The following is a 20,573-nucleotide window of genomic DNA, read 5'->3' on the forward strand; positions in this document are numbered from 1 at the left end:
AAGTCCTATGAAACCTTAATTTTAAAGATGAAAGCCGCTATATAGCAAGAAATAAAAAAGATCTTTACTCATTCGAAAATACGATGATTAAGCGGTTTACTAGTAAAGAACTTTTTTATATAAGGACAATAAATCAAAATAATATTGTAAAATCTTTAATTTTATATATAAAATTAAATTGAATTGTGTTATGATAAAGATAATCTAATCTAATATGTCAATATTTAATTGCAAAAGGACACACCTACGCATAACCATGCTACAGGTGTGTCCTTTTTTTTGGTTGTTTCATACTTAATTGTAAATAAAGAGGGGAAATGGTAATGGGGATATGAGAAACATTTATGTAGAAGAGTTAATTATACAAAAAATAAATAACAATAAAACACAAATGATAAAGGAGAATGAAATGACAAACTTAAAAAGTAAAACAGACGTGAAACCAATTCCGGAGGAGGATGTCGAGCTATTAAAAGTGATGGCACATCCCGTACGATTACAAATCGTGAATGAGTTAATCCACCATAAGATATGCAATGTAACACAATTAACGGAAATATTAAAAATACCACAGTCAACGGTTTCCCAGCACTTATCAAAAATGAGAGGGAAAGTACTTCGTGCCGAAAGAAAAGGCTTAGAGATGTACTATCATATCGATAATTTTAAAGCAAGCAAGATTGTAGGGATTTTAGGGTAACACCCCCGTGACAAACCTTATAGGTTCGTGTGATGGTTGAGGGTGATTCTAATAATAGAGAATTAATTGTATTTTTATATAAAAAGTGGGAGGATTATGTTATCATAAATTTAATATCATATCGAAAAATAATATGCAAAAGGACACACCTACGCAGAACCATTGGCGTAGGTGTGTCCTTTTTTGGGTTTATTCATGAATTATACAAGTGAAGGAGAGAAAAACATGGAGTTAATTGAAAAGCAAAATTTTTATGAAACTGCAGATAATCCAAGAGTAGAACAAATGTTAGAAAAATATAAACCAACAGTATGTCCCAAATGTCATAAAAAAACGTTGAAGTCACTCTATAATGATGAACACCCGCTCTGGATTAAGGAGTGTTCATGTTGCAAATACAGAGAAGTCAATTCGAAATATAGCCCATTTGTATATGTTTGAAATAATCTAGAAAGCGGTAACCACCAGCTAAATGATCGTAAATAGAAGGGATGGGTATTTTGATGAAAGTCTTGACTAAAGTAGTAGTAATTACTTCATGTATTCTAACGTTAGCAGCATGTAGCACCTCGACGAATACAAAAAACTCGCAACCAGATCAAAAGCCTGAAAATGGCACACAACAAGCTGATATACAAAAAAATAGTGTAGATGTACCAACGGAATATAAAGCTAAATTAGAGGGGCTAGAGATCGTTAAAGGACATGTGACACATGTGAAAGATGGAGACACAGTGGACGTACAAGTAAATGACCCGAAGCAGCCGATGCGTATATTGCCGACACGCCTATTGTTGCTAAATACTCCCGAATCCGTTTCGAAAAAAATTCCACCACAGCAGATGAGTAAAGAAGCCTCTGCATTTTTAAAACAACGAATCGAAGGAAAAGATGTAACCCTGGTATACGATAAGGGACCAAAAGAGGATAAATACGGAAGAAAATTAGCATATGTGTTTTGTGAGGGAGAACATATAAATGAACTTATGGTAAAATTAGGATATGGGATTGTAGCTTATATAACGAAACCAAATACAACGCTGCTCCCAGAAATGTTAGAAGCCGAAAAACAGGCAAAGTTATCTAAAAATGGTGTTTGGAGCATAAAAGGATATGTGGATGAAAAAAGCCGTCATTATAATCGTAATGACGCTGCTTAACGAGGAGTGTTGAAGGATGCAGAGGTTAAGGGTTAAGTTTTGTACAAAGTGCCAGGAACCAATTGAAAAATCAGACCGTACACAATTAAAGGCAATACATAAAGCGGCATCAGGATTCAAAGGCTCTAACAAGAAAGAGATGAATGAAATTAAATTATTGGCTTTGAAGTTTTTTAATCAAAAGATTTGCGAATACTGTTATCTAGAAGAAATGGCAAGATTAACGACAATACTAAGAATAAAAGCAATGCAGCATACAAAATGTCCAAGTTGATGATAGTAAAATGTCATGTATAGCGCATTACTAAAATATAAGCTTGGAGGTACGCATATGAGTGAGAATAAGAAAAATATGATTATATCCTTTGTAATATCAGTTATGTTCATTATCTTTAGTGTTATGCCAATCAGCATTAATCAAAGCATACTCGCTATTTTAAAAATCGGGGCGATTGCAGGGGCGATTAATATTGTTGTAATGAGTACGTTCTTATATTTTCAACGTAAAAGAATGAAACAGCTGCTTCACTAATTTTGAGCGACAATACAAGTTTTCCTTACCTTGTTCACTTAGGGTAGGGTAAGGAAAACAGCAAGTGAGAGGGGATACGATGAGCCAAACACCTGGATTTCTAAAGTTTGTTTCCACTAAGGGTAGACGGTATGTTTATCTAGTTTTAGCGGAAAAAAAGAATAAGAAAGTCAAAACACACATTATATATCGATTCGGCTCTTTAGATAAAGCATTAGAAACCATGTATGAAATGCGTGATGAATTTGAAGACAAGTTTCCAACTGAGCTATTAGAGAAAGGATACGATTGGTCTGATCTAAACGATTGGATATTGTCTATTGAAACAGGATACTCTAAGCACGGAAAGAAGTTAGTGGTATTTCAGTTAATATAGTGGTATCAGGGAAGGAACTATAGGTAAGTCATGTATGAAAGCAGGAGATAATAGGATGAAAATAATCAAAAAATATAATATACAAATATCTTGGTTGATATCGTTATGTGGAACAATAATTAGTTTGGTATTTAGTGAACTGTTGAAACTTCCGCCATGTGATTTATGTTGGTACCAACGGATGGCTATGTATCCGCTTGTACTCATATTAGGAATTGGAATGTTAAGAAAAGACCCGCTAGTAAGTAGTTATGCTTTTCCATTTACTTTCATAGGTTTGTTGATATCGGTTTATCAGATAACGATACAAACATTCCCTTCTAGTAGCATGAAGATATGCTCGGTGGGCGTTTCTTGCACGGAAGACCAATTGAATTTGTTTGGATTTATTACCATTCCGATGCTCTCTTTTGTAGGTTTCTTGCTGATAACAATACTCTTATGCTTAAAATCTAATAAATCGTAAAAAGTGAAGTTAGTTTTACAACAGGATACGGAATATTAATATGGAATTACTAATTATGGGGATAATAAGAAAATAAAGGGGAAATTAAAATGACAACTTTAAAAAACGAAATGGAAAAAAATCAAATCTCTGAAGAGGATGTAGATATGCTAAAGGTAATGGCGCATCCAGTACGTTTACAAATTGTTAATGAATTAAAAAGTCGAAAAACATGTAATGTATCACAGTTAACTGAGATTTTAGATATTCCACAATCAACTGTTTCCCAACATTTATCGAAAATGAAAGGGAAAGTACTAAGAGCTGAAAGAAGAGGGCTAGAAAATTACTATTCTGTAAATAATTCAAAGGCAAGTCAGATTGTTGGAATTTTAGGTTGTGTGAACTAGAAATTATGATGCACACCTTTTTAAATAAAAAACATTAAAATAACCCACTTATTATTAGTGGGTTATTTTTCATACAAAAGATATTAACTATTTTGCAGAGTGTTTCCACCGTAAGTTTCAGCCGTAACACCAATGCGATCATGACCATCTGAATATAGAAGATTAGATGTTGCTGGAGCGGGAAAGTGTCCATGAGTAGCAAGTTGGTCTGTATGAGAGAATTTAGTAATGCCAAAAGTCAAAGTAGCAACAAAAGCAACTCCAGTAAGTAATAAACTAACCTTTTTCATTATTTTAGCGCCCCTTTTTCAATTAGTTTTCTTCTAGCTAGATAACACATGTGGAAATAATCACTAACCTTTTTGTGATTTTCCATCTTTCTGCATGTGGCAGCAAACAATTCACCGTATTCCACAACATAATCCCATAACTCTTCTTTCTCGAAGTATGCAATTCCTTCTTGAATAATTTCTTCTAATTCTGCTAATGGAATATTGTCGTTTAAGCTATTTAAAATAGAGAAGTGATGCGTATATTCCCCATTTTTTAATTCTCTACAGAGTTGTAATCCTTTGTTAATAAGCTCACTAGCTACAGATTGCTCTCCTAGTTTATAGTGTTCCTTGGCTTGTAGGAAAATAGCCTTAAAATGAGTAGGCATCTTAGTAGTTACTTCTGAAAGATGACGAATAGCTAAAGTGGACATGTTTTGATCAGAATAAAGCCAACCCAGGGTGCTTCTTATGTATAACAAGGAATCTTCTTCTTTATTCTTTTTCAGTAAATCAATCGCGGAATTTAGGTATTCTTCTGCCTGTTCATACTGCTTTAAATAGATACAGCAGCCGCCTAGCAAACTATTACAAAAAGCTGTTTTTACATCATATCCTTCATGATTCGAAAAGATTTCTTTTGATTTATTAGCGTATTCAATAGAAGTGAGCATGTTATAAGTATGATGATAGAATGTTGCGATTCTATAATAGAATTCAGCATGTTCTAATTCATCTGGTATATCCACTAATAATTTTTCTGCCTGTTCATAGTGTTCCTCTGCTAAAGTGTAATTTGTAATAAAAGTAGCGTGCATTGCTTTAAAGAAATGATAATAATAACGAAGAAATTGGTCTGTAGGTATATCGTAATCACTAATGGCATCAAAACTATTTTTACCAATGCTGAGACTATTCGTTAACACTGTGTAACGAAAATTGAGTAATGAATAATATAGTAATACGTTTTGATCTTGAGAGTTTTGAACTATTTCATTCTTTAACTTGTTAATTTGTTCATCAATTTCTTTTTTTAGATTAGTAGCCTTTAAGACTTGTTGAGACAACATATATTGGTACCAATCGTTTAATAATGATGTAATCTGCTCATTCCCTTTTAATGAAACATCCATGATATCCTCCCCATCCTATATGTGAATTCTAATTTTATTGATTATTACTAGCATAGCAGAATGAGGGTGTTATGGAGCTGATTACACGGTGTTTTTCAATATAAAACAGAATATTCAGTTTTTATTCGTTTTAAAAAAAGAAAGGCTCTAGCAAAATGTGCTAGAGCGAAGAAAATGTTAACGAAGGAATAACCTCTTTAGATAATTAGATTTTAACACAATTGTAACAAATAATAAATATATATAGATTTATGGGTATGTTGAGTGTACAACAAATAAGCTTGTATAAAGGCACAGACCAATCGTTACACATATTGATAGCTGCATTGTAACATAGGTGATAGGGAGCTTATAGGTAGTGATACTTTGCATACTTTGCATACTCTCCACATCTTATTTTGGGGTAGTTTGTAGTTCTGTTTTCAAACTTTATTCCAAACCAACACTAAAACGACTCAAAAATCCTTAGCGTGGTTTATTTCCGTTTCGCTAACGATACCTTATATCTCAAAATTAATATATGATAAACATACATATTATGCAGGGAAAGGGAGAGTTGGATGGTAAAGAAGATAATAATGATAGGAGCAGTAGCGGTAACAACTTTATTAGGGGCAGGCGTAACAAAGGCAGAGGAAGTTACTTAAATGAACTTGAGCCTCCTTCTAATTCACGTAAATGTGATATGATGAAACTAATTAAGTCACGAAGGCGTGAAAATAGGAGGAAGGGAAATTAGATTTGGCATGAGATGTGCTTTTGGTTCGAATAAACGAGAAGGAAAAAATTGATGTGTAAAGGGGGAAACGTAATGAAGAATCATACCAGAAGACCTAATGGGCAATTAATTCAAACCAACAAGAAATGGTCCCATCTAAAGCAAAAACAACGTGAGGATATCTCAAATTGGCTTAGAGAGGCTTATATATCGAAAGTGAAGACTAATAATCGTAGGTTAAAACCAGCTGAACACGAGGATGTTTTGGAACAAGTACTTACCAAAATTCATGAGCGAGAAATTTGGATTCCTGAATATGAAGTAGAGAGGTATTATAAAGAGAAAATAAATAAGTGGCATAATAAGATAGAAAAAGGTGGAAATACCAGAAAGTTAGATTAGGGTGTAGGGGAGATTTTTATAAATATATCATACCTCTAAATAATTGCACAAAATGTTGTTTTTGTGCAATTATTTTTTGCCTAATAAGTGTATAATATATTTATACTGATTTTAAAGGGAATTGTTATGAAGTCCAGCGAAAGATTGCTAGATTTTCCGATCTATATGAAGGGATTTTTAAATATAACTAAGTTAGCGGCTATGTAGGAACTGTATTTCAAATCGGATAAAGGTTTCAAAGAATATGGAGCAAACATAGAATGTGACTTAAATCAAGTGATTAAATAAATTCATATTATCCCAACAGTACAAAAATAGTTTGCAGAAACCGTATAATCTGAAGTTAAGAAATATGAGAAGAATAAATCTACGCCTAGTCCGCTCTTTATCAGGGAACTAGATTTATTTTTAAATTTGTATATATAATAATTGCACATAGAACATTTATTGTGCAATTATTATGTTGAATCTTTTGTTTTTAGGAGATGTATAATGAAAACTATTCGTGAACAAGATAGAATTTATATGAAAAGGTTAAAAGAAATGATGCCATGGTACGTTCAAAAATATGTAAATCGTAATGAACGGACCCTCTCCCCTTCTACTCTTTTAGGTTATCTGAGAGATTATAAGATATTTTTTGAGTGGATATTGCGTGAAGGTTTTTCTAAGAGTAATAGTATAGCTGAAGTACCTCTTACGGTCTTAGATGAGCTTCGTATCGATGATATAGAAGAGAACTTTTTAAATTACTTGGCATTTGAAAATGAAATTATCGGAAAACAGAAAAACGCAACTAATACGATTAATCACAAGATATCTTCCCTTCGCTCTCTTTTCTATTATTTGTCAAATATTGCTGAAGATGAAAATTTCAACCCTTATCTCAGACGTAATGTCATGGCTAAAATACAAATAAGTCGAAAGAAAATAGATATTGAGACAAAGGCAGAACAAATATCAGAGAAAATATTATTTGGAGATGAAATCGACGAATTTAGAGAGTTTATTGCAGAGAAATATGGTTTGCTTGACCATAATACCCTTGCATTAACAAGGTATAAACAAAATAAGGAAAGAGACTTAGCTATAATTAGCTTAATCTTAGCTTCAGGACTTCGAATTGGTGAAGTAGCAAATTTAAAATTAGCAGATGTTGATTTTGTAGATAATAAGGTAAGAGTGGATAGAAAAGGAAATAAAGAAAAGTATGTCCCCTTCTCTTCTATTGCTGCTACTGATCTAAAAATGTATTTAGAAATTCGCGAAAAACGTTATAGAGTTGAAAAAGAACAGGACACATTATTTGTTACACTACAAAGAACCCCTGTAGCTGCGCCCATGAAAAAACGATCTATGCAAACAATGATTGAAAAGTATGCAGTTGCTTTTGGTAAACCACATTTACGTGCACATATATTACGGCATACATTTGCTACTCGATTCCATGAGACGCATAAAGATTTAAATATGACTAAAAAACAATTGGGTCATGAATCCATTCAAACAACTACTATCTATACCCATGTTCAAGATTCCCGTCTACAGGATGCTGTAGAGAAAGCAGACCGTAGAGAAGAATAACATTTTTATATTTTTTCGAGGTGAATATTAATGGAATCTTTTTTAAAAGTAGTAGATAAATACGGTAGTTAGTACGATTAGAGAGGAACAGATGAGATGAATCAAATTTCGTTTGAAGATTTATTTGATGAAGAGAACAAGGAATCTACTGAGATACCTGCTCCTTGTTCTCCACTACAAAAAGATATTTTAGACTTGATTAGTTCTGGGGAAATAAGTGCATTGCAGCTATGTGAAAAGTTAATACTATCAGGCAGAATACCTAATGAAAGATATACGACAAATAAACCTAAGGCTTACGCACAAATTTGCTCAATTCTTGAGGATTTCGTTTCTCAAGGTACCCTTATTTTTATAAATGATGAAGAGAAAAAAGATAGGGTTTATAAAAAAAATTAATGGAGGATTCTAAAAATGGTCTCGATCTCAGTTGATGAGTTTGCTCGTAACTACGTAAAAGCGAATAAAGGAGAAGATTTACAAGTCATAAAGAAAAATCTCAAACAGTCTGTGAAAAACAAAAAAATTGGTGCAGTTTGTATTACATGTAATTCTACTATATGGGCAATTGGTTCTGCTGTCGTTGGTTGGAACGGCTGTTTTAGTTGTATTACAGGAGAAGCAGACAGTAGTGAGGATTATGAGATCGATACTGTGAATTATTAAATGAAATCTAAATGTGGATTTGAAATAAAGTTCGATGATGTAGTGTAGTACTTTCCAAGAGGAAAATGAAAAATTCCTCTTGGAAATAGCGCTATTTTTTGTGCCCCTAGTGAGAAGTATTTACATGATATGTATTACTTTGCGATTGTAGAAATAGCTTGTTTGTAGACCAGTTGTTGCTTGCCATGAACCATCATAAGGACGGTAAATTTATCTGTCGCAAGGATCTGCCCGCGTATTGGAAACCCACTCTTTAGAAATACAGTGATTTCTCCTTTTTTCTCTTTCAATTGTTCATACATATCAAGTTGTAAAGTTTGCATATGGTTCCTCCTTTTTTCATTATCTTACCATATTTAAGCTGCAATACTGGTTCTTATATGTATTTTGTAACAAATGTATCCAGAATCTAAGTAATTTGCACCTATAACCTCATTCGAATATTCATTTTATTCAATAAAAAAAGAGCACTATAAAGTACCCTTGAAATACTATGAGTATGAAATAAATAGCAATGCTTTTCCTTTTCACATGGCGCAGCTCTATCGCGGAAAACATGTCCCTCTGAAAAGGAGTTTGTGGAATAGCCCCGACTCAATATTGTATGTTTAAAAGTTCCTTGTGTGCAAATGAAAGAGAGCACTTCCCCAATAAGTGCTCTCCCGTAAAATATATGGGGTAACATGTTGGAAACCGTTCTGTACCATTATATGATTATCAATTCCTTTTATACCTAAAACACCCTTTAAGGGGGAACGTCAGGATTTTACGCTTTTACAACGTTAGAGGTAAGAAGTCTTGTATATCAATGTTTCTTATTTTGTTAACAGGATTTTTCTATGTAAATTGACCAACAAATAAAAATGTGGTATGTTTACATTGTATTAGATATATATTGAATGTCCATCTAATACATATAGTATAGTTCTTAATTGAATTGCATAAACTAAAAAGACGAGATGCAGTCAACATCCCGTCTAAATAACTGCTACCGTCAAGGTGGTTGTTATTGGTAGTTATTTTTTTCTAAGCCCACCCTTGTGCTTGCGACGGCTACGAAGAGTGGGTTTTTTGCTGTCTTCATTTAGAATTTGCTTTCTCAGAAGATACGCTGAAACTTCGCGTACCACTGCTTTTGCAATTTCTTTTAAAAGTTCAAACAAAAATTCCATGTTATGATCACCTCCTTTCCTTCCAGATGGAAAGAAGGGATAATAACAACCCACCTTCACAATATACAGTTATACTACTATTTTACCATATTTCTAATCACTTAAATAGCATCCCCCTCTTTTCTATGAATCTTTACAACTATTTTATTCATAGATACACACTCTGAATAGTTTACCGTAATCATAATATGTATACTTGTATTTTAGTAGTTTCTAATCTTATTTATATAATTAGAGCTTCGTAATTTTTTATTTTAAAAGATCCGTTCCCAAAATATAATTTCCTATTTTTTACTGTAAATCGATGATTTTTCTGCTTCCTTTAAAAAACGGGTTGTCAGATTGCTTTATATGGAGGGTTTCTTAAAATGGTAATGCAGTTTTAACTAAAAGGATTATATCCTATATATGAGGCTGAAAAACACTTTAAAAAGAAACCGACTTAGATAGCCGGTTTAATATGTGTGTTTTTTAAAATTCGTAACCTAATCTTCTAAATTTTTATTTATGATCTCCTCTATTACTTTTTTGTATCCCTTATACCCTTTATCCTTCGCGATTTGCTTTGCATTCTTAATTACTTCGGGCTTCAGGTATAAACTAACATGTTCTTTATTATTTGTGAATTGTATCAAATTATTTTTTTGTTGCAAATTACCACTCATTAAACAAGTGCTAAGAATTCTAAATATGTGTGCATCATACGGAATGTTTCCAAGCTTACATTTCATAAAGTAACCCTCGTTCTTTTCAGAAACAAGGACATTTGAAACTCCTAAATGAGATATAACATACAACATTACGTCAAATGCCGTATATAAAGGAAATAAAAAAGATGTATCCCCTGGTTTTGTAATTCTCTTCTTATGAATAGATTCATCAGTGAAATGGTTAGATGTGACTTTCTCAGGAATTATCAGCTGTTCATTGTGCGAGTTAATACCTACACGTTTGTTTACATCAATCACTCTTACTTCTTGATCATTCATCTCAGCCGTATCAAACAAAAGAAGGTTACTCGAATACAAATGCATATGGTCATACATTCTTTTGTTTACCATATCAACATTATTCAATTGTCTCTTGAATTCTTCTAAATCCTTGAGGTGATACAGTTTTTCTGTTGTTTTTCCTTTTTCAACTTCTTTAAATGGCAGAGAACCTTGTTTTGCGATGTTATGTACATAAGTCCTGGACTTTTGTAAGTATGCAGCCGCATCTTTTAGGGATAAATAGTCTTTGTATGCTTCTATAATCCGCTGCGCTTCCTCTTCTTCAAAACGATAACCTCCATCGCTTTTCCAGGTATCTTGATTGTTCGGTTCAACCTTTTTGTGCTTAATTAGGTACCTCAGTTGATTTTTACTTAGGCTTGCTTGCTCACATATTTCTTCAAATGTCTTATATCCCAATTCATCACCTCGTTTTACGAATTGATCAGTTTGTTTGTTTATTCCTTCGTCGCAACTCGTATTTTGTAATATCCAGTTCCTTTATAATTAATTCTATCGGATATTCTTTATGCTGCAAATACTCATAAGGGTTATTAAGATAACGTTCTCTAACCTTTTTAAATGTATCTTTTTGAGCTACAATTTCTAACTCATTACCTCTTTCTCGAATTGCATCATATACAGTGCAACCTACACATTGTATATTATTTCGTTGCTTTCTGCATCTCTCTTTGTTATTTTGATTGGTGGTTTTATTGAGTCGCGGACAATTCATACAATAAGTTGATTCTAGGTAGGAAATTTCATTAATAATTTTTCTTCGCTCATCACGCACAAGCATTCCTCCTTCATTTTCAATTTAAACAGTCCGTACTAAATAAAATATTTAAGCTAACTATATAACCCTAATATCAATTATATAAAACAGTAAACATCATGTAAAATAAATAAATTGACAATATCATTTTATACCACAATAAATAACGGGTTTATTGTGGTATAATTAGAATCATAAAACGTAGAATAAAATAGTATGAGTTTAATATTTCATTTTAATAAAGGTTGTGTTTAATTTGAATATAGTAAATTACGAACATGGAAACCAAATTGTAAAATCAAAATCTGACTTTTTTGATAGCAGTCACTTTGAAAAAATTATGGGTATGGGTATCCGAAATATTGACTACTCAAAATTAAGTGAAGAATCTTTGGTGTATTTATTTTTGCATGATGAGCCATCTTTAACTAAAAAAAGAAGTGAACGTACGAAAAAAATTTATTTACATGACCTCTCTCATTTTCTTCGATACATAAAAGAGAAATTAGGAACGATTCATACGTTGACTCACAATGAAATGGAAATCTATTTCTATGAATTGAGTAAACAATATGCTGCTACTACATTACGAAGAAAGAAAACAGTTGTACAGCAGTTTTTACAATATATCTATGATAATCAGGCCGTAGCAGAAGACTACAGTACACGTATTAAGAAAGTTTCTGTAAAAAAAGAAGCGTTGGTAAATCGTGACCTATTTCCTGAAGAAGTAAATCAAATCCTAGATACACTCAAAGGAACCAACTTCTTTATGTATTCGCTGTTCTTCCTCCTTACTACGACAGGACTTCGGATTGAAGAAGTAGCAAATGCAAAGTGGGCGGATCTTGTATTTCATCCTTCACTAAATGCTTACCTACTGCGAGTAGTGGGTAAAGGAAACAAAACCAGGGAAGTTCGTATTTTTGAGGATGTTCTAGATGAGATATACCGCGTTCGTCGTTTGCGAAAACAAATAACAGAACTGGATGTCTCAAGTACTTCTGCTTTTTTACCAAAGGCAGATGGTTCACATTATCGAGCCGACTACTTATCAAAATATGTAGCAGAAAAGATTGAGGAAACCAATTTGCCTTTTCTACGTCATCGAAAAGACCGTATTACTCCTCATACCTGCAGACACTTCTTTGCCAATTACCTCATGGGTAAAGGGGTAGAACTAAAGAAAATACGCGATTATTTAGGTCATGAATCTATTATGACGACAGAACGCTATTTAAGAGAACGTACAAGACGTCAAAACTTGGCCACAATAGATATAGGAAATTCATTGTTTAAGTAAACATATATAATAGGAAGATTCTCGATTCTCATAATCAGTTTCTTTCTATTTTTTTGTATTTCCCTGCGAAAATAGCATACTAAATTACCAATACAGACTTATTATTACAAATTAATATTTTTTTTGACTCATTATACGTCATGTTGATACAACTTATCCTTTTTGCTTTAAACTATCCCTATAAATTAAGAAGGATAAGGTGATGATATGTCTCATCTAAGCAAACGACTTGCAGAGCTGCGTAAAAAACAAGGATACACCCAATCTGATGTAGCATATCGCCTAAATATCGCTCGTACTACCTATTCAAATTGGGAGTACGGAAAAGCTGATCCTGATGCAGATTCCATCATGAAGCTTGCTGAAATACATAATGTCTCCATCGATGAATTATTTGGGCGAAACGCACCTCTCGAAAGTAAATTAGAATTAATTAAAGTAGCAATATCCGATCTGCCTCCACAAAAACAACAAGAAGTGTTAGAGGTTCTTATTGATTATACCTATTTCATAAAAAAGCATTTTACCAAATGAATGTATAATTATTTTTTAGCAAATTTTATAGTATACGTGAGTTTGACGCACTTGTGTAGTAGTAGTCGGCAAAAGGGACTACACTTTTCAATGCCCTGCCCTCGCGGAATAATCTTTGGAAAATCCTGTGTTATCAGTACATTTGATAACACAGGATTTTTTGCAATCTTACTGACAATATAGTTTAAAATTTTGATTCAGTTTTAGCTGTTAGTTTGTGAATCGTTCACAAACTTTTCTTATATTCCAAATTTGATATTTAGGAAATATCCCTAAAAACAACGAATGCGATTGCCTCAATAGAGGCAATCGCATTCTAATTATTTAAGGGTTAACCCATCCCACCACCGGGATCTCCCGATCTAGCTAATAATTGTTCTGAATCTTTTTTAACTAAATTGTTTGGTTGCTCTTTACTACCAGCAGCAGTATAAATGATTCCTGCCGCCAAAACGATACTTGTTAATACAAATAATATTTTCTTCATATAGCACCACCCTTATATATTATACCATTTTTTCTAAATTCTACTACTATTTTTTTAGGGAATTTGCTGTAGAACCTATTACCTGCACACTCGAACAACGCAATCGACTTTTCGATTAAAGTAATATCATTCTTCGCCATTCCTTTATAACAATATTGCATAGGAGTTAAATAGCCATTTTTCTTTTCTAAATCATTAAGAATATTAATTGCATTTTTGTAATTCCCCTTAATGATCTCTAAAAAAGCTTCTTCAGCAGGGTGATAAATGCTTATACCCTCCAACTCTTGTTTGTTAACTAGCTTAATAAAAGCATATGTATTAAGAATCGACTGCTTTCTTTGAATTTCCCTTTCAAAATTACATGGCTCTAATTGTTCTAGAGATTTATTTATATACTTGGATGCACGATCATAGCATTCAAAGGTATAAGACTCTGCTAAATAAACGAGTGCCGATGCCCTTAAAAGATGAAAACACCCTTCTGGACCTTCTAACTCTAGAATTTCCTGACATAAATTCCTGGACTTTTCGAGATCATCTTGCACTAGGTAAGCATATGCTAAACCTTCTTTAATCCTACCTAAATAAGATGTTCTAATAAAACTATCAGTTATCGCATTAACGTCTGGTAATAATACCTCAGCATACTCGAATAAAGAATTATATTTTTCTAAATCATACATAGTGTAGTAAGTTAATATGCCGTATAAAACCTTCATCTCTTTTGTCTTAATTACCTTGCTACCCTTACGATCTTCCAGTATAGCTAACAATTCTTGATTTTTAATACTGCCACTACTTCTAAGCCATACTAATTCATATACATAAGCCCATTCTCTATTCATTGCGAGTGACGAATTTCTCTCTTGATCCACTACTAGCTTAAGAAGTGATAAATCACCTTTTGCATTTGCATACTCCATAGCAATCCTCAAGTTCTTCTTGCTTGTTGTGACAGAACAGAAGGTGTGTAACATCTTTCTTTGTTTATTAATATCACCCGCATACAATATCTTAAATAATTTAATTAAATTCCAAAATCCAAATTGACTTTTCCCTGTTAAATTCTTCGAAAGCGTTCCCGGAGAAATACCAATTATTTTAGCGATATCCTCTTGATTTTTCCTCTGAAAATCAATTTCATCTATAATTTTACCCAAGAATTTATTTAATTTTTGTTCTGGAATTTTATCTTCTCTCTTAAGTTTTTCATTCATAATATTTTCCGATACGATAAACTTAACTAAATCTATACAATTCAATTAAATTTACACAAGTTAGTGCTTCAAAGTGTTCTCGCAACCCCGAAGGGACGAGGGGTATAACACTCCACACGAGGCAGTATCGTTACCTCATATTATCAAGCATTTACTTTACCCATCTTGATAAATTTATCGAAGCATTTAAATCCCTATCGTGATGGCTATTGCATTGAACACAGTCCCATTCACGAATCTTTAAACTCCACTGTCCTTCTGGTTGAACTGAATGGTCGTATTTAACTCCACAACATGAGCAAATCTTGCTTGAAGCGAACCATTTATCAGCTTTTACATATTCAATGCCGTACTTCTCGCACTTGTATGACAAACATTGAAAGAAGAAGTTTAATTTTTGAAATGAAAATGCTTTCGATAGTTTTTTGTTTTTTAACAGGTTTGAGATATTTAAGTCTTCCACAACAATCCTCATTGATTTGGTTTTCACCAATTTAGCTGTTGCTTGATGGATATGGTTATTTCGGATATTAGTAATTTTCCTAGATAACCGAAGGTGCTCAGTTTTAGCTTTTTCATATCCGGCAGATTGAAATTTTACACCTTTTTTAAATCTCCTAGACATATCTCTTTGCGCTGACTTTTTCCTTTTCAAAAGTTTTTTAACCTTAGCATCTTTGTTTATATTTCGTTCTTTAGTACCATTAGAAGCTACAAACAGCTCTTTTAAACCAACATCCACACCAATCGACTCATTGGTTAGTTCTTGTGATTCAAAGTCTTCTTGAAACCCTACACTAATCCACCAGTGACGACCATCAAATGTAACTCTTGGATTTGATGGTTTTTTGTTTCTTGGTAGTTGTTGGCTTGTTTTCACTTCTCCAATAGACTGAATATCAACTACTTTCTTTCCTATAATCAGCCTTTCATAATTAGCATAAAATCCTTGAATTAAATCTTTTTTGGTTTTATAAGAAGTGTGATAACCATTTTTGTACTTTTTGAACGAATTTTTTCTCGCCTTATCAAAATCTTTTGAAGCCTGTTTTGGAACTTGTGCATTGATGTCATTTAACCACTCATATCTCTTTCGCTTCTTGATCTTTGTAAATCGTTTCTGTAAATCTAATTGTGAAACAGATTTTCCAAATAGCTTATAGTATCTATCACTCATTCTTTTACAATAGTTATAAGCGAATCTTGAAGCTCCAGCATGATTTCTAAGCACTTTTTCTTGTTCAGGCGTTGGAATCAGTCTGACTTTCTTCGCCAATATCATCAGAAGTCAACTCCTTAATTATCTGTTTGGTCTTTTTAGAGCGCTTGCCTTGAAGTTTACAACTAAATACTGTAATGATCTGAACAAGGTCTTCTACGACCTCCTGTTCTTCTGTCTTAGCAGTATTGTCAATTACTTCAATCGCTGTTCCGTGTAGTTGACAGATCTTTTCAACCAACTCATAACCGAACCTAACAAGTCTATCTTTGTGCATGACAACAATTTTTTCAACCTCATTGTTCTCAATGCGTTCAATTAACTTATTAAAGCCTTTTTTCGTATAGTTGATTCCAGAACCAATATCTTCGATAATTTCAAATTGATAACCTCGTGCGATAAGATATTGTTTCATTCTATCGACTTGTCTTTCTAGGTCATTTTTTTGACTCGAAGAACTGACTCTACACTAGCCAATTATTGTGCGATTATTCGGGCACTCACCTTTTAGATAATGAAAGATTTGTTCTTCTGAATAGTAACGTGTTCCACCAGCAGTCACCTTTTCAGGTACTAATTCACCTTTTTTGTGCATTCTCCTAAGACTACTAGGATGCAAACCTGTTAATTCCGATACTTGACTAACTCGTAAAAATTTCATTATTATTCTCACCTCATTGAATTTACCATAACACATAGGTTCGGTAGATTCAGTGAGATTTGATAGATTTGATTAAATTTATCTCGTTCAACTAAGGGCGCAATTCCTTAGCCAGTTCTCTTATGAACTTCTCATGTTTTCACATGAGCGCAGACTATTTGTTTATCTCCTTAGAGATAGAGGATTTTTCCATCACCATAGGCTTGTGATGTACTCTCGTCAGTTATACGAGATAGTCGTTGAACGTTCATCTTATCAATTTTAACTTAGATGATTCGATGCGGAAGACCCATTGTTCTAGTGTTTAGGATTTAACCTTGCACCATCTGATTGATTTTTTCTGCTTTCGCAACATTCACGCTCACCATTTCTAGCCACGTTGTAGTTCAATCAGCTTTAGGGATTGCCCGCAGTTAACCCTCACTACTAGCCAATCACTTGACTAGCAGGGCTTACTGATATATTTAATTAACTTTAGTTATAATTGGTTAAATAAATCGTAACAGTTAGTTACCCTTCTAAAAAAACAAGAATTCCCCAATATCCCTCAGTACATTTGCAGAACCCAATATTAGTATATCGAATTCTAATATAAGCATATCAAAAAATATATCATTTGTTGTCGATATAGCAGTATAATTGTATATGCAATTGTGCATAAATTTATGGAATGGCAAACTAAAAGGAGTCGACCATATACGACTCCTTTTAGTTTGCCTATTTCTTAACTTCAGCCCATTTATAATTAAATTCCCCACCAAAATCAGACGTCACTATACCTTTTATAGAAGAACGCTGTAAATACGATCTACCCTGCTGATAGAAAGGCGCTACTGCCACGTCTTCTAATAATATTTTCTCTGCTTGTTTCATTGCTTTCCAACGAGCTTTTTCATCAACAGCTAAATTAGTTTTCACTTGATGAATTAGTTCATCGTATTGTTTATTTGAGTACTTATCGGAATTATAGGTACTATCTGTCGTGAATAAATCTAAAAATGTAATAGGATCAGGAAAATCGGGCCCCCATACATCAACACCCAAATCGTAATCACTATTCAGCAACAATTGAATTTGTTGTTTGCGCAGTTGTGGCTTAACATTGACTGTTAACCCCTCTAAATTCTTTTCAAGCTCACCCTTTAAATACTCTGCATTTCTCTTGGCTAACGCATTGTCACTAGTTAGCAATTCTAATGTTACTTCCTCTTTCCCTAGCTCTTGCTTTGCCTTTTTCCAATCTTCCTTCGCTGCATTCACATCATCTTTTACTAATTTCCCATTTTCTTCTCGGAAATCTTTTCCGTCCGGTCCTTTAGCAAAACCATATGGCACAATACCATCCGCAGGAAGAGAACCATTGTTTAACACTGTCTCTACAAAAACTTTCTTGTTCATTGCCTGACTGATTGCCAAACGAGCATTTTTATTTTTTAGCACCTCATTTTTTTGATTTAAACGCAAGAATTGTACTGTAACTTCAGACCGTTCCTTGAAGTCAGTATTATTTCTATATTTGTCCACAAAATCTCCTGTTAATCCTACACGATCAATTTGACCTGATTCATACAAATTCACTTCCGTTGACTTATCTTTTATAATATCGAAGTTAATTTCGTCTAATTTAACTGTTTTAGCATCCCAATAAGTAGAATTCTTTTTTAATTTGAAACTTTGTTCATGTTTCCAGTTATCTAGTGTAAATGCTCCATTATAAATTAATTGGTCCGCTTCTAGACCATATTGATTCCCTTTTGATTCAAAGTACTTCTCGCTGATTGGTAAAAACGTTGGAAACGTTGTCAAATTTATAAAGTAAGGAACAGGTTGTTCTAATTGTACTTCTAATGTTTTATCATCAACTACTTTTACCCCTAATTCGTCTACAGATAATTCCTTACTGTTTATTTTCTTTGCATTTTTTATATCAAAGAATAAAAACGCATATTCTGCTGCCGTTTCCGGATTCACCGCACGTTTCCAAGAAAATTCAAAATCTTTTGCCGTAACAGGAGTTCCATTTGACCATTTCGCATCATCTCTAAGATGAAACGTATACGTTCTTTTATCTTCGCTAACATCATAAGATTTTGATACACCTGGAACCGGCTTATTCCCCTCACCCAGTGTATATAAACCTTCAAATACATTACGCATCACAGTCATTGATTCACTGTCAGTTGCCTTTGTTACATCCACCGTTGGAATCTCGGCTATATACGGTAAATTAATGGATTGTTTTGTTTCATTCTTGTCAGTTGCCTTTGCTGTATTTTTTGTCTCTTTTTCTCCACTGCTACAAGCTGTTAGTAGTAGACTCGCCCCTAAAATAGAAGCCACAACCGGTGTAACTTTTCTAAGCATCTTGCTTTCTTCCTCTCTAAATGTACGGTTCATTTAATTAATTGAATTATCTATATATTTAATTTTAAAGACTATAAGAAGAGAGTTTTCCTTTCCCTAAACGTATTCCGACATCTTTTCTCATTATATATGTTACCCCTAAACAATAAACCTCTTATAACTTTAACATTAAAAAAGTAGCATTCTAGCGCTTATTGTGTCAATTACTAAAATTAATTTTTAATGAGGGGGTCGCCTTACATGCCCATCAACTTAAGAACGGCTACAATCATAGGCAACACCCAGAATATTAAAAGCTTTTTCTCTTCATATCTGTGAGGCTTCCGTCCACTCTCCTGTAAGGGGTGGAACAGCCGAATAAGAATCGTTGCTATTTCTTGGGTGTCTTTCTGTATAGCTTGATAGGGAAAGACACCTAAGGGATAAGTTTATTTTGTTAATATTTTCAAAAATAGTAACATTTTTACTTAATTATGTTATAATTGAATATGTAAATAATACATAAGGGGATGGGAATATGTTTAAAAAAGCTATTTTAGGAGTTTCATCTTTAGCAGTTGCGGCGGTAGTTGGATTAGGAATGGCACCTGAGGCATCAGCAGGGTCAGCTCCTCCTTTAACTTCCTTAGATGTAGTAAAAATTGAATCAGAACTAGGAGGGGTCGAATATGTAAACCCTAATAATCTTAGTACGGTCAAAGATCACGGTGGAAGTTATTTATACATTTATACAAGAGAAATTGGCTATGGTCACCTTCGTACTGCTAAAATGAATGGCACAGAATTAAAAGAGATTGATCGAACAATGATAGATTTAAATCGCGATCGCATTGTAGATGGCTGGACAATGAAATGGGATGGATCAGGGCACCAAGATGGACGATTTGAATATCAAAACAAGTCCGAGAACTACCCTTGGAATAAAATGTATACAGCAATAAATATTAGATAATAAGTACTTATACGGTGGCCTGTGTAGCAACCGAATGATGAAATTATCTAAAACTAGATCCTAAGGAAATTAATTATAGTTATCTTTTCTTTATGGACATAGGGCACTCACTAGAGTGTCTTTTCTTTATGAAAAAATCCCCACACATTGGTGCAGGGATCTGAAGTAAAATACTCTACAAGCTCACCAATATATGATAACCCACCTATTTCCGTAGGTAAGTTATCACTTTATTGCACACCATCAAAGTATACCCTCTTTTTTTCATAAACTTTATGCAATTATACATATTCGGAACAAATTACATGAAACAAATAATTAATATGGTAAAATAACTATTGTGGATACGTTCTATAAAACAGATTCTATGATTAGAAGGCGTAACACATCTCAATCATATAGATGTGGCGTTATTCTAATCTAATCAACAAAATGATATCAATAATCTTGTATTTGTACACTAACAATCTGGTAAAAATAAATGATTCTGTTT

Annotated in this window: 25 protein-coding genes and 2 pseudogenes; 15 read left to right on the plus strand and 12 right to left on the minus strand. The window is 33.3% G+C overall.

What is annotated here, in order from left to right; genetic code table 11:
* Positions 1–409 precede the first annotated feature (409 nt).
* The 8 genes from COO03_RS04745 to COO03_RS04780 all read left to right on the plus strand — a co-directional run bounded on the left by COO03_RS04745 (position 410) and on the right by COO03_RS04780 (position 3,623).
* Positions 410–700: an ArsR/SmtB family transcription factor gene (locus COO03_RS04745; protein ID WP_097895699.1), complete on the plus strand. Its 291-nt coding sequence runs from the start codon at positions 410–412 to the stop codon at positions 698–700.
* Positions 701–925: 225 nt separating this feature from the next.
* Positions 926–1,141 carry a hypothetical protein gene (locus COO03_RS04750; RefSeq protein ID WP_097895530.1) on the plus strand — a complete coding sequence of 72 codons (216 nt, stop codon included), beginning with the start codon at positions 926–928 and terminating at the stop codon, positions 1,139–1,141.
* A gap of 62 nt (positions 1,142–1,203) precedes the next feature.
* On the plus strand, positions 1,204–1,860 hold the full coding sequence (locus COO03_RS04755; protein ID WP_097895532.1) for a thermonuclease family protein: 657 nt from the start codon (positions 1,204–1,206) through the stop codon (positions 1,858–1,860).
* Between the two features lie 16 nt (positions 1,861–1,876).
* Complete coding sequence (locus COO03_RS04760; RefSeq protein WP_097895533.1) at positions 1,877–2,134, plus strand: hypothetical protein; 258 nt, start codon at positions 1,877–1,879, stop codon at positions 2,132–2,134.
* Between the two features lie 57 nt (positions 2,135–2,191).
* Positions 2,192–2,392 carry a hypothetical protein gene (locus COO03_RS04765; protein WP_097895534.1) on the plus strand — a complete coding sequence of 67 codons (201 nt, stop codon included), beginning with the start codon at positions 2,192–2,194 and terminating at the stop codon, positions 2,390–2,392.
* Between the two features lie 79 nt (positions 2,393–2,471).
* The gene (locus COO03_RS04770; RefSeq protein ID WP_097895535.1) at positions 2,472–2,768 is read left to right on the plus strand and encodes a hypothetical protein; all 297 of its coding nucleotides are present in this window, start codon (positions 2,472–2,474) and stop codon (positions 2,766–2,768) included.
* A 55-nt stretch (positions 2,769–2,823) separates the two neighbouring features.
* Positions 2,824–3,234, plus strand: a complete 411-nt coding sequence (locus COO03_RS04775) for a disulfide oxidoreductase (protein WP_097895536.1) — start codon at positions 2,824–2,826, stop codon at positions 3,232–3,234.
* An 89-nt stretch (positions 3,235–3,323) separates the two neighbouring features.
* Positions 3,324–3,623 carry an ArsR/SmtB family transcription factor gene (locus COO03_RS04780; RefSeq protein ID WP_097895538.1) on the plus strand — a complete coding sequence of 100 codons (300 nt, stop codon included), beginning with the start codon at positions 3,324–3,326 and terminating at the stop codon, positions 3,621–3,623.
* Between the two features lie 83 nt (positions 3,624–3,706).
* Here the strand turns inward: COO03_RS04780 and COO03_RS04785 are convergent, their stop codons facing one another.
* Complete coding sequence (locus tag COO03_RS04785) at positions 3,707–3,913, minus strand: hypothetical protein (RefSeq protein ID WP_097895540.1); 207 nt, start codon at positions 3,911–3,913, stop codon at positions 3,707–3,709.
* Positions 3,913–5,028: a tetratricopeptide repeat protein gene (locus COO03_RS04790; RefSeq protein WP_097895541.1), complete on the minus strand. Its 1,116-nt coding sequence runs from the start codon at positions 5,026–5,028 to the stop codon at positions 3,913–3,915. Before COO03_RS04790 ends, COO03_RS04785 begins: the two co-directional genes overlap by 1 nt.
* Positions 5,029–5,839: 811 nt before the next feature.
* On the opposite strand from COO03_RS04790, the gene COO03_RS04795 reads away from it, so the two are divergent.
* The 4 genes from COO03_RS04795 (at position 5,840) to COO03_RS04810 (ending at position 8,398) form a co-directional block, all read left to right on the plus strand.
* Positions 5,840–6,148, plus strand: a complete 309-nt coding sequence (locus COO03_RS04795) for a transposase (RefSeq protein WP_097895543.1) — start codon at positions 5,840–5,842, stop codon at positions 6,146–6,148.
* A 492-nt stretch (positions 6,149–6,640) separates the two neighbouring features.
* Positions 6,641–7,732 (plus strand): tyrosine recombinase XerS, encoded by a 1,092-nt coding sequence (gene xerS, locus COO03_RS04800; RefSeq protein ID WP_097895545.1) that lies wholly within the window; start codon positions 6,641–6,643, stop codon positions 7,730–7,732.
* A 96-nt stretch (positions 7,733–7,828) separates the two neighbouring features.
* Positions 7,829–8,131, plus strand: coding sequence for a DUF3895 domain-containing protein (locus tag COO03_RS04805; RefSeq protein ID WP_097895547.1), 303 nt, complete (start codon positions 7,829–7,831; stop codon positions 8,129–8,131).
* Between the two features lie 15 nt (positions 8,132–8,146).
* Positions 8,147–8,398: a hypothetical protein gene (locus COO03_RS04810; protein WP_097895549.1), complete on the plus strand. Its 252-nt coding sequence runs from the start codon at positions 8,147–8,149 to the stop codon at positions 8,396–8,398.
* A 134-nt stretch (positions 8,399–8,532) separates the two neighbouring features.
* On the opposite strand, the gene hfq is transcribed toward COO03_RS04810, so the two are convergent.
* From hfq to COO03_RS04830, 4 genes are all read right to left on the minus strand, one after another.
* Positions 8,533–8,721, minus strand: a complete 189-nt coding sequence (gene hfq / locus COO03_RS04815) for an RNA chaperone Hfq (RefSeq protein ID WP_097895551.1) — start codon at positions 8,719–8,721, stop codon at positions 8,533–8,535.
* Between the two features lie 693 nt (positions 8,722–9,414).
* Positions 9,415–9,570 carry a hypothetical protein gene (locus COO03_RS26855; protein ID WP_179863003.1) on the minus strand — a complete coding sequence of 52 codons (156 nt, stop codon included), beginning with the start codon at positions 9,568–9,570 and terminating at the stop codon, positions 9,415–9,417.
* A 485-nt stretch (positions 9,571–10,055) separates the two neighbouring features.
* Positions 10,056–10,982: a helix-turn-helix domain-containing protein gene (locus COO03_RS04825; protein WP_097895554.1), complete on the minus strand. Its 927-nt coding sequence runs from the start codon at positions 10,980–10,982 to the stop codon at positions 10,056–10,058.
* A gap of 25 nt (positions 10,983–11,007) precedes the next feature.
* Positions 11,008–11,364 carry a zinc-finger domain-containing protein gene (locus COO03_RS04830; protein ID WP_257132027.1) on the minus strand — a complete coding sequence of 119 codons (357 nt, stop codon included), beginning with the start codon at positions 11,362–11,364 and terminating at the stop codon, positions 11,008–11,010.
* 232 nt (positions 11,365–11,596) lie between these two features.
* Between COO03_RS04830 and COO03_RS04835 the strand changes: the two genes are divergently transcribed.
* The gene (locus tag COO03_RS04835) at positions 11,597–12,643 is read left to right on the plus strand and encodes a tyrosine-type recombinase/integrase (RefSeq protein ID WP_097895557.1); all 1,047 of its coding nucleotides are present in this window, start codon (positions 11,597–11,599) and stop codon (positions 12,641–12,643) included.
* Between the two features lie 207 nt (positions 12,644–12,850).
* Positions 12,851–13,177, plus strand: coding sequence for a helix-turn-helix domain-containing protein (locus COO03_RS04840; RefSeq protein ID WP_097895559.1), 327 nt, complete (start codon positions 12,851–12,853; stop codon positions 13,175–13,177).
* 331 nt (positions 13,178–13,508) lie between these two features.
* Here the strand turns inward: COO03_RS04840 and COO03_RS26860 are convergent, their stop codons facing one another.
* The 6 genes and pseudogenes from COO03_RS26860 to COO03_RS27440 all read right to left on the minus strand — a co-directional run.
* Positions 13,509–13,664 (minus strand): hypothetical protein, encoded by a 156-nt coding sequence (locus COO03_RS26860; protein ID WP_179863004.1) that lies wholly within the window; start codon positions 13,662–13,664, stop codon positions 13,509–13,511.
* Entirely contained in the window at positions 13,661–14,884 is a 1,224-nt protein-coding gene (locus COO03_RS04845) for an AimR family lysis-lysogeny pheromone receptor (RefSeq protein ID WP_097895561.1), read from the minus strand. The genes COO03_RS26860 and COO03_RS04845 overlap by 4 nt, the downstream gene beginning before the upstream one ends.
* 151 nt (positions 14,885–15,035) lie before the next feature.
* Complete coding sequence (locus tag COO03_RS04850; protein WP_097895563.1) at positions 15,036–16,166, minus strand: RNA-guided endonuclease InsQ/TnpB family protein; 1,131 nt, start codon at positions 16,164–16,166, stop codon at positions 15,036–15,038.
* A pseudogene (locus tag COO03_RS04855) lies at positions 16,126–16,764 on the minus strand (IS607 family transposase). Before COO03_RS04855 ends, COO03_RS04850 begins: the two are co-directional and overlap by 41 nt.
* 717 nt (positions 16,765–17,481) lie before the next feature.
* Positions 17,482–19,128: a peptide ABC transporter substrate-binding protein gene (locus COO03_RS04860; protein ID WP_097895565.1), complete on the minus strand. Its 1,647-nt coding sequence runs from the start codon at positions 19,126–19,128 to the stop codon at positions 17,482–17,484.
* Positions 19,129–19,380: 252 nt separating this feature from the next.
* Positions 19,381–19,532: pseudogene (locus COO03_RS27440) on the minus strand (IS4 family transposase); the annotation flags it as partial.
* 113 nt (positions 19,533–19,645) lie between these two features.
* On the opposite strand from COO03_RS27440, the gene COO03_RS04870 reads away from it, so the two are divergent.
* Complete coding sequence (locus tag COO03_RS04870) at positions 19,646–20,080, plus strand: DUF4879 domain-containing protein (RefSeq protein WP_097895567.1); 435 nt, start codon at positions 19,646–19,648, stop codon at positions 20,078–20,080.
* Positions 20,081–20,573 lie beyond the last annotated feature (493 nt).

The organism is Bacillus sp. AFS098217 (assembly GCF_002551815.1).
Taxonomy (GTDB): Bacteria; Bacillota; Bacilli; order Bacillales; family Bacillaceae_G; genus Bacillus_A.

Excerpts from the sequence above, each read along its gene's own strand:
- COO03_RS04745 (WP_097895699.1), top strand. The coding sequence starts at position 410 with ATGACAAACTTAAAAAGTAAAACAGACGTGAAACCAATTCCGGAGGAG.
- COO03_RS04750 (WP_097895530.1), top strand. The coding sequence starts at position 926 with ATGGAGTTAATTGAAAAGCAAAATTTTTATGAAACTGCAGATAATCCA.
- COO03_RS04755 (WP_097895532.1), top strand. The coding sequence starts at position 1,204 with ATGAAAGTCTTGACTAAAGTAGTAGTAATTACTTCATGTATTCTAACG.
- COO03_RS04760 (WP_097895533.1), top strand. The coding sequence starts at position 1,877 with ATGCAGAGGTTAAGGGTTAAGTTTTGTACAAAGTGCCAGGAACCAATT.
- COO03_RS04765 (WP_097895534.1), top strand. The coding sequence starts at position 2,192 with ATGAGTGAGAATAAGAAAAATATGATTATATCCTTTGTAATATCAGTT.
- COO03_RS04770 (WP_097895535.1), top strand. The coding sequence starts at position 2,472 with ATGAGCCAAACACCTGGATTTCTAAAGTTTGTTTCCACTAAGGGTAGA.
- COO03_RS04775 (WP_097895536.1), top strand. The coding sequence starts at position 2,824 with ATGAAAATAATCAAAAAATATAATATACAAATATCTTGGTTGATATCG.
- COO03_RS04780 (WP_097895538.1), top strand. The coding sequence starts at position 3,324 with ATGACAACTTTAAAAAACGAAATGGAAAAAAATCAAATCTCTGAAGAG.
- COO03_RS04785 (WP_097895540.1), bottom strand. The coding sequence starts at position 3,913 with ATGAAAAAGGTTAGTTTATTACTTACTGGAGTTGCTTTTGTTGCTACT.
- COO03_RS04790 (WP_097895541.1), bottom strand. The coding sequence starts at position 5,028 with ATGGATGTTTCATTAAAAGGGAATGAGCAGATTACATCATTATTAAAC.
- COO03_RS04795 (WP_097895543.1), top strand. The coding sequence starts at position 5,840 with ATGAAGAATCATACCAGAAGACCTAATGGGCAATTAATTCAAACCAAC.
- xerS (WP_097895545.1), top strand. The coding sequence starts at position 6,641 with ATGAAAACTATTCGTGAACAAGATAGAATTTATATGAAAAGGTTAAAA.
- COO03_RS04805 (WP_097895547.1), top strand. The coding sequence starts at position 7,829 with ATGAATCAAATTTCGTTTGAAGATTTATTTGATGAAGAGAACAAGGAA.
- COO03_RS04810 (WP_097895549.1), top strand. The coding sequence starts at position 8,147 with ATGGTCTCGATCTCAGTTGATGAGTTTGCTCGTAACTACGTAAAAGCG.
- hfq (WP_097895551.1), bottom strand. The coding sequence starts at position 8,721 with ATGCAAACTTTACAACTTGATATGTATGAACAATTGAAAGAGAAAAAA.
- COO03_RS26855 (WP_179863003.1), bottom strand. The coding sequence starts at position 9,570 with ATGGAATTTTTGTTTGAACTTTTAAAAGAAATTGCAAAAGCAGTGGTA.
- COO03_RS04830 (WP_257132027.1), bottom strand. The coding sequence starts at position 11,364 with ATGCTTGTGCGTGATGAGCGAAGAAAAATTATTAATGAAATTTCCTAC.
- COO03_RS04840 (WP_097895559.1), top strand. The coding sequence starts at position 12,851 with ATGTCTCATCTAAGCAAACGACTTGCAGAGCTGCGTAAAAAACAAGGA.
- COO03_RS26860 (WP_179863004.1), bottom strand. The coding sequence starts at position 13,664 with ATGAAGAAAATATTATTTGTATTAACAAGTATCGTTTTGGCGGCAGGA.
- COO03_RS04845 (WP_097895561.1), bottom strand. The coding sequence starts at position 14,884 with ATGAATGAAAAACTTAAGAGAGAAGATAAAATTCCAGAACAAAAATTA.
- COO03_RS04850 (WP_097895563.1), bottom strand. The coding sequence starts at position 16,166 with ATGATATTGGCGAAGAAAGTCAGACTGATTCCAACGCCTGAACAAGAA.
- COO03_RS04860 (WP_097895565.1), bottom strand. The coding sequence starts at position 19,128 with ATGCTTAGAAAAGTTACACCGGTTGTGGCTTCTATTTTAGGGGCGAGT.
- COO03_RS04870 (WP_097895567.1), top strand. The coding sequence starts at position 19,646 with ATGTTTAAAAAAGCTATTTTAGGAGTTTCATCTTTAGCAGTTGCGGCG.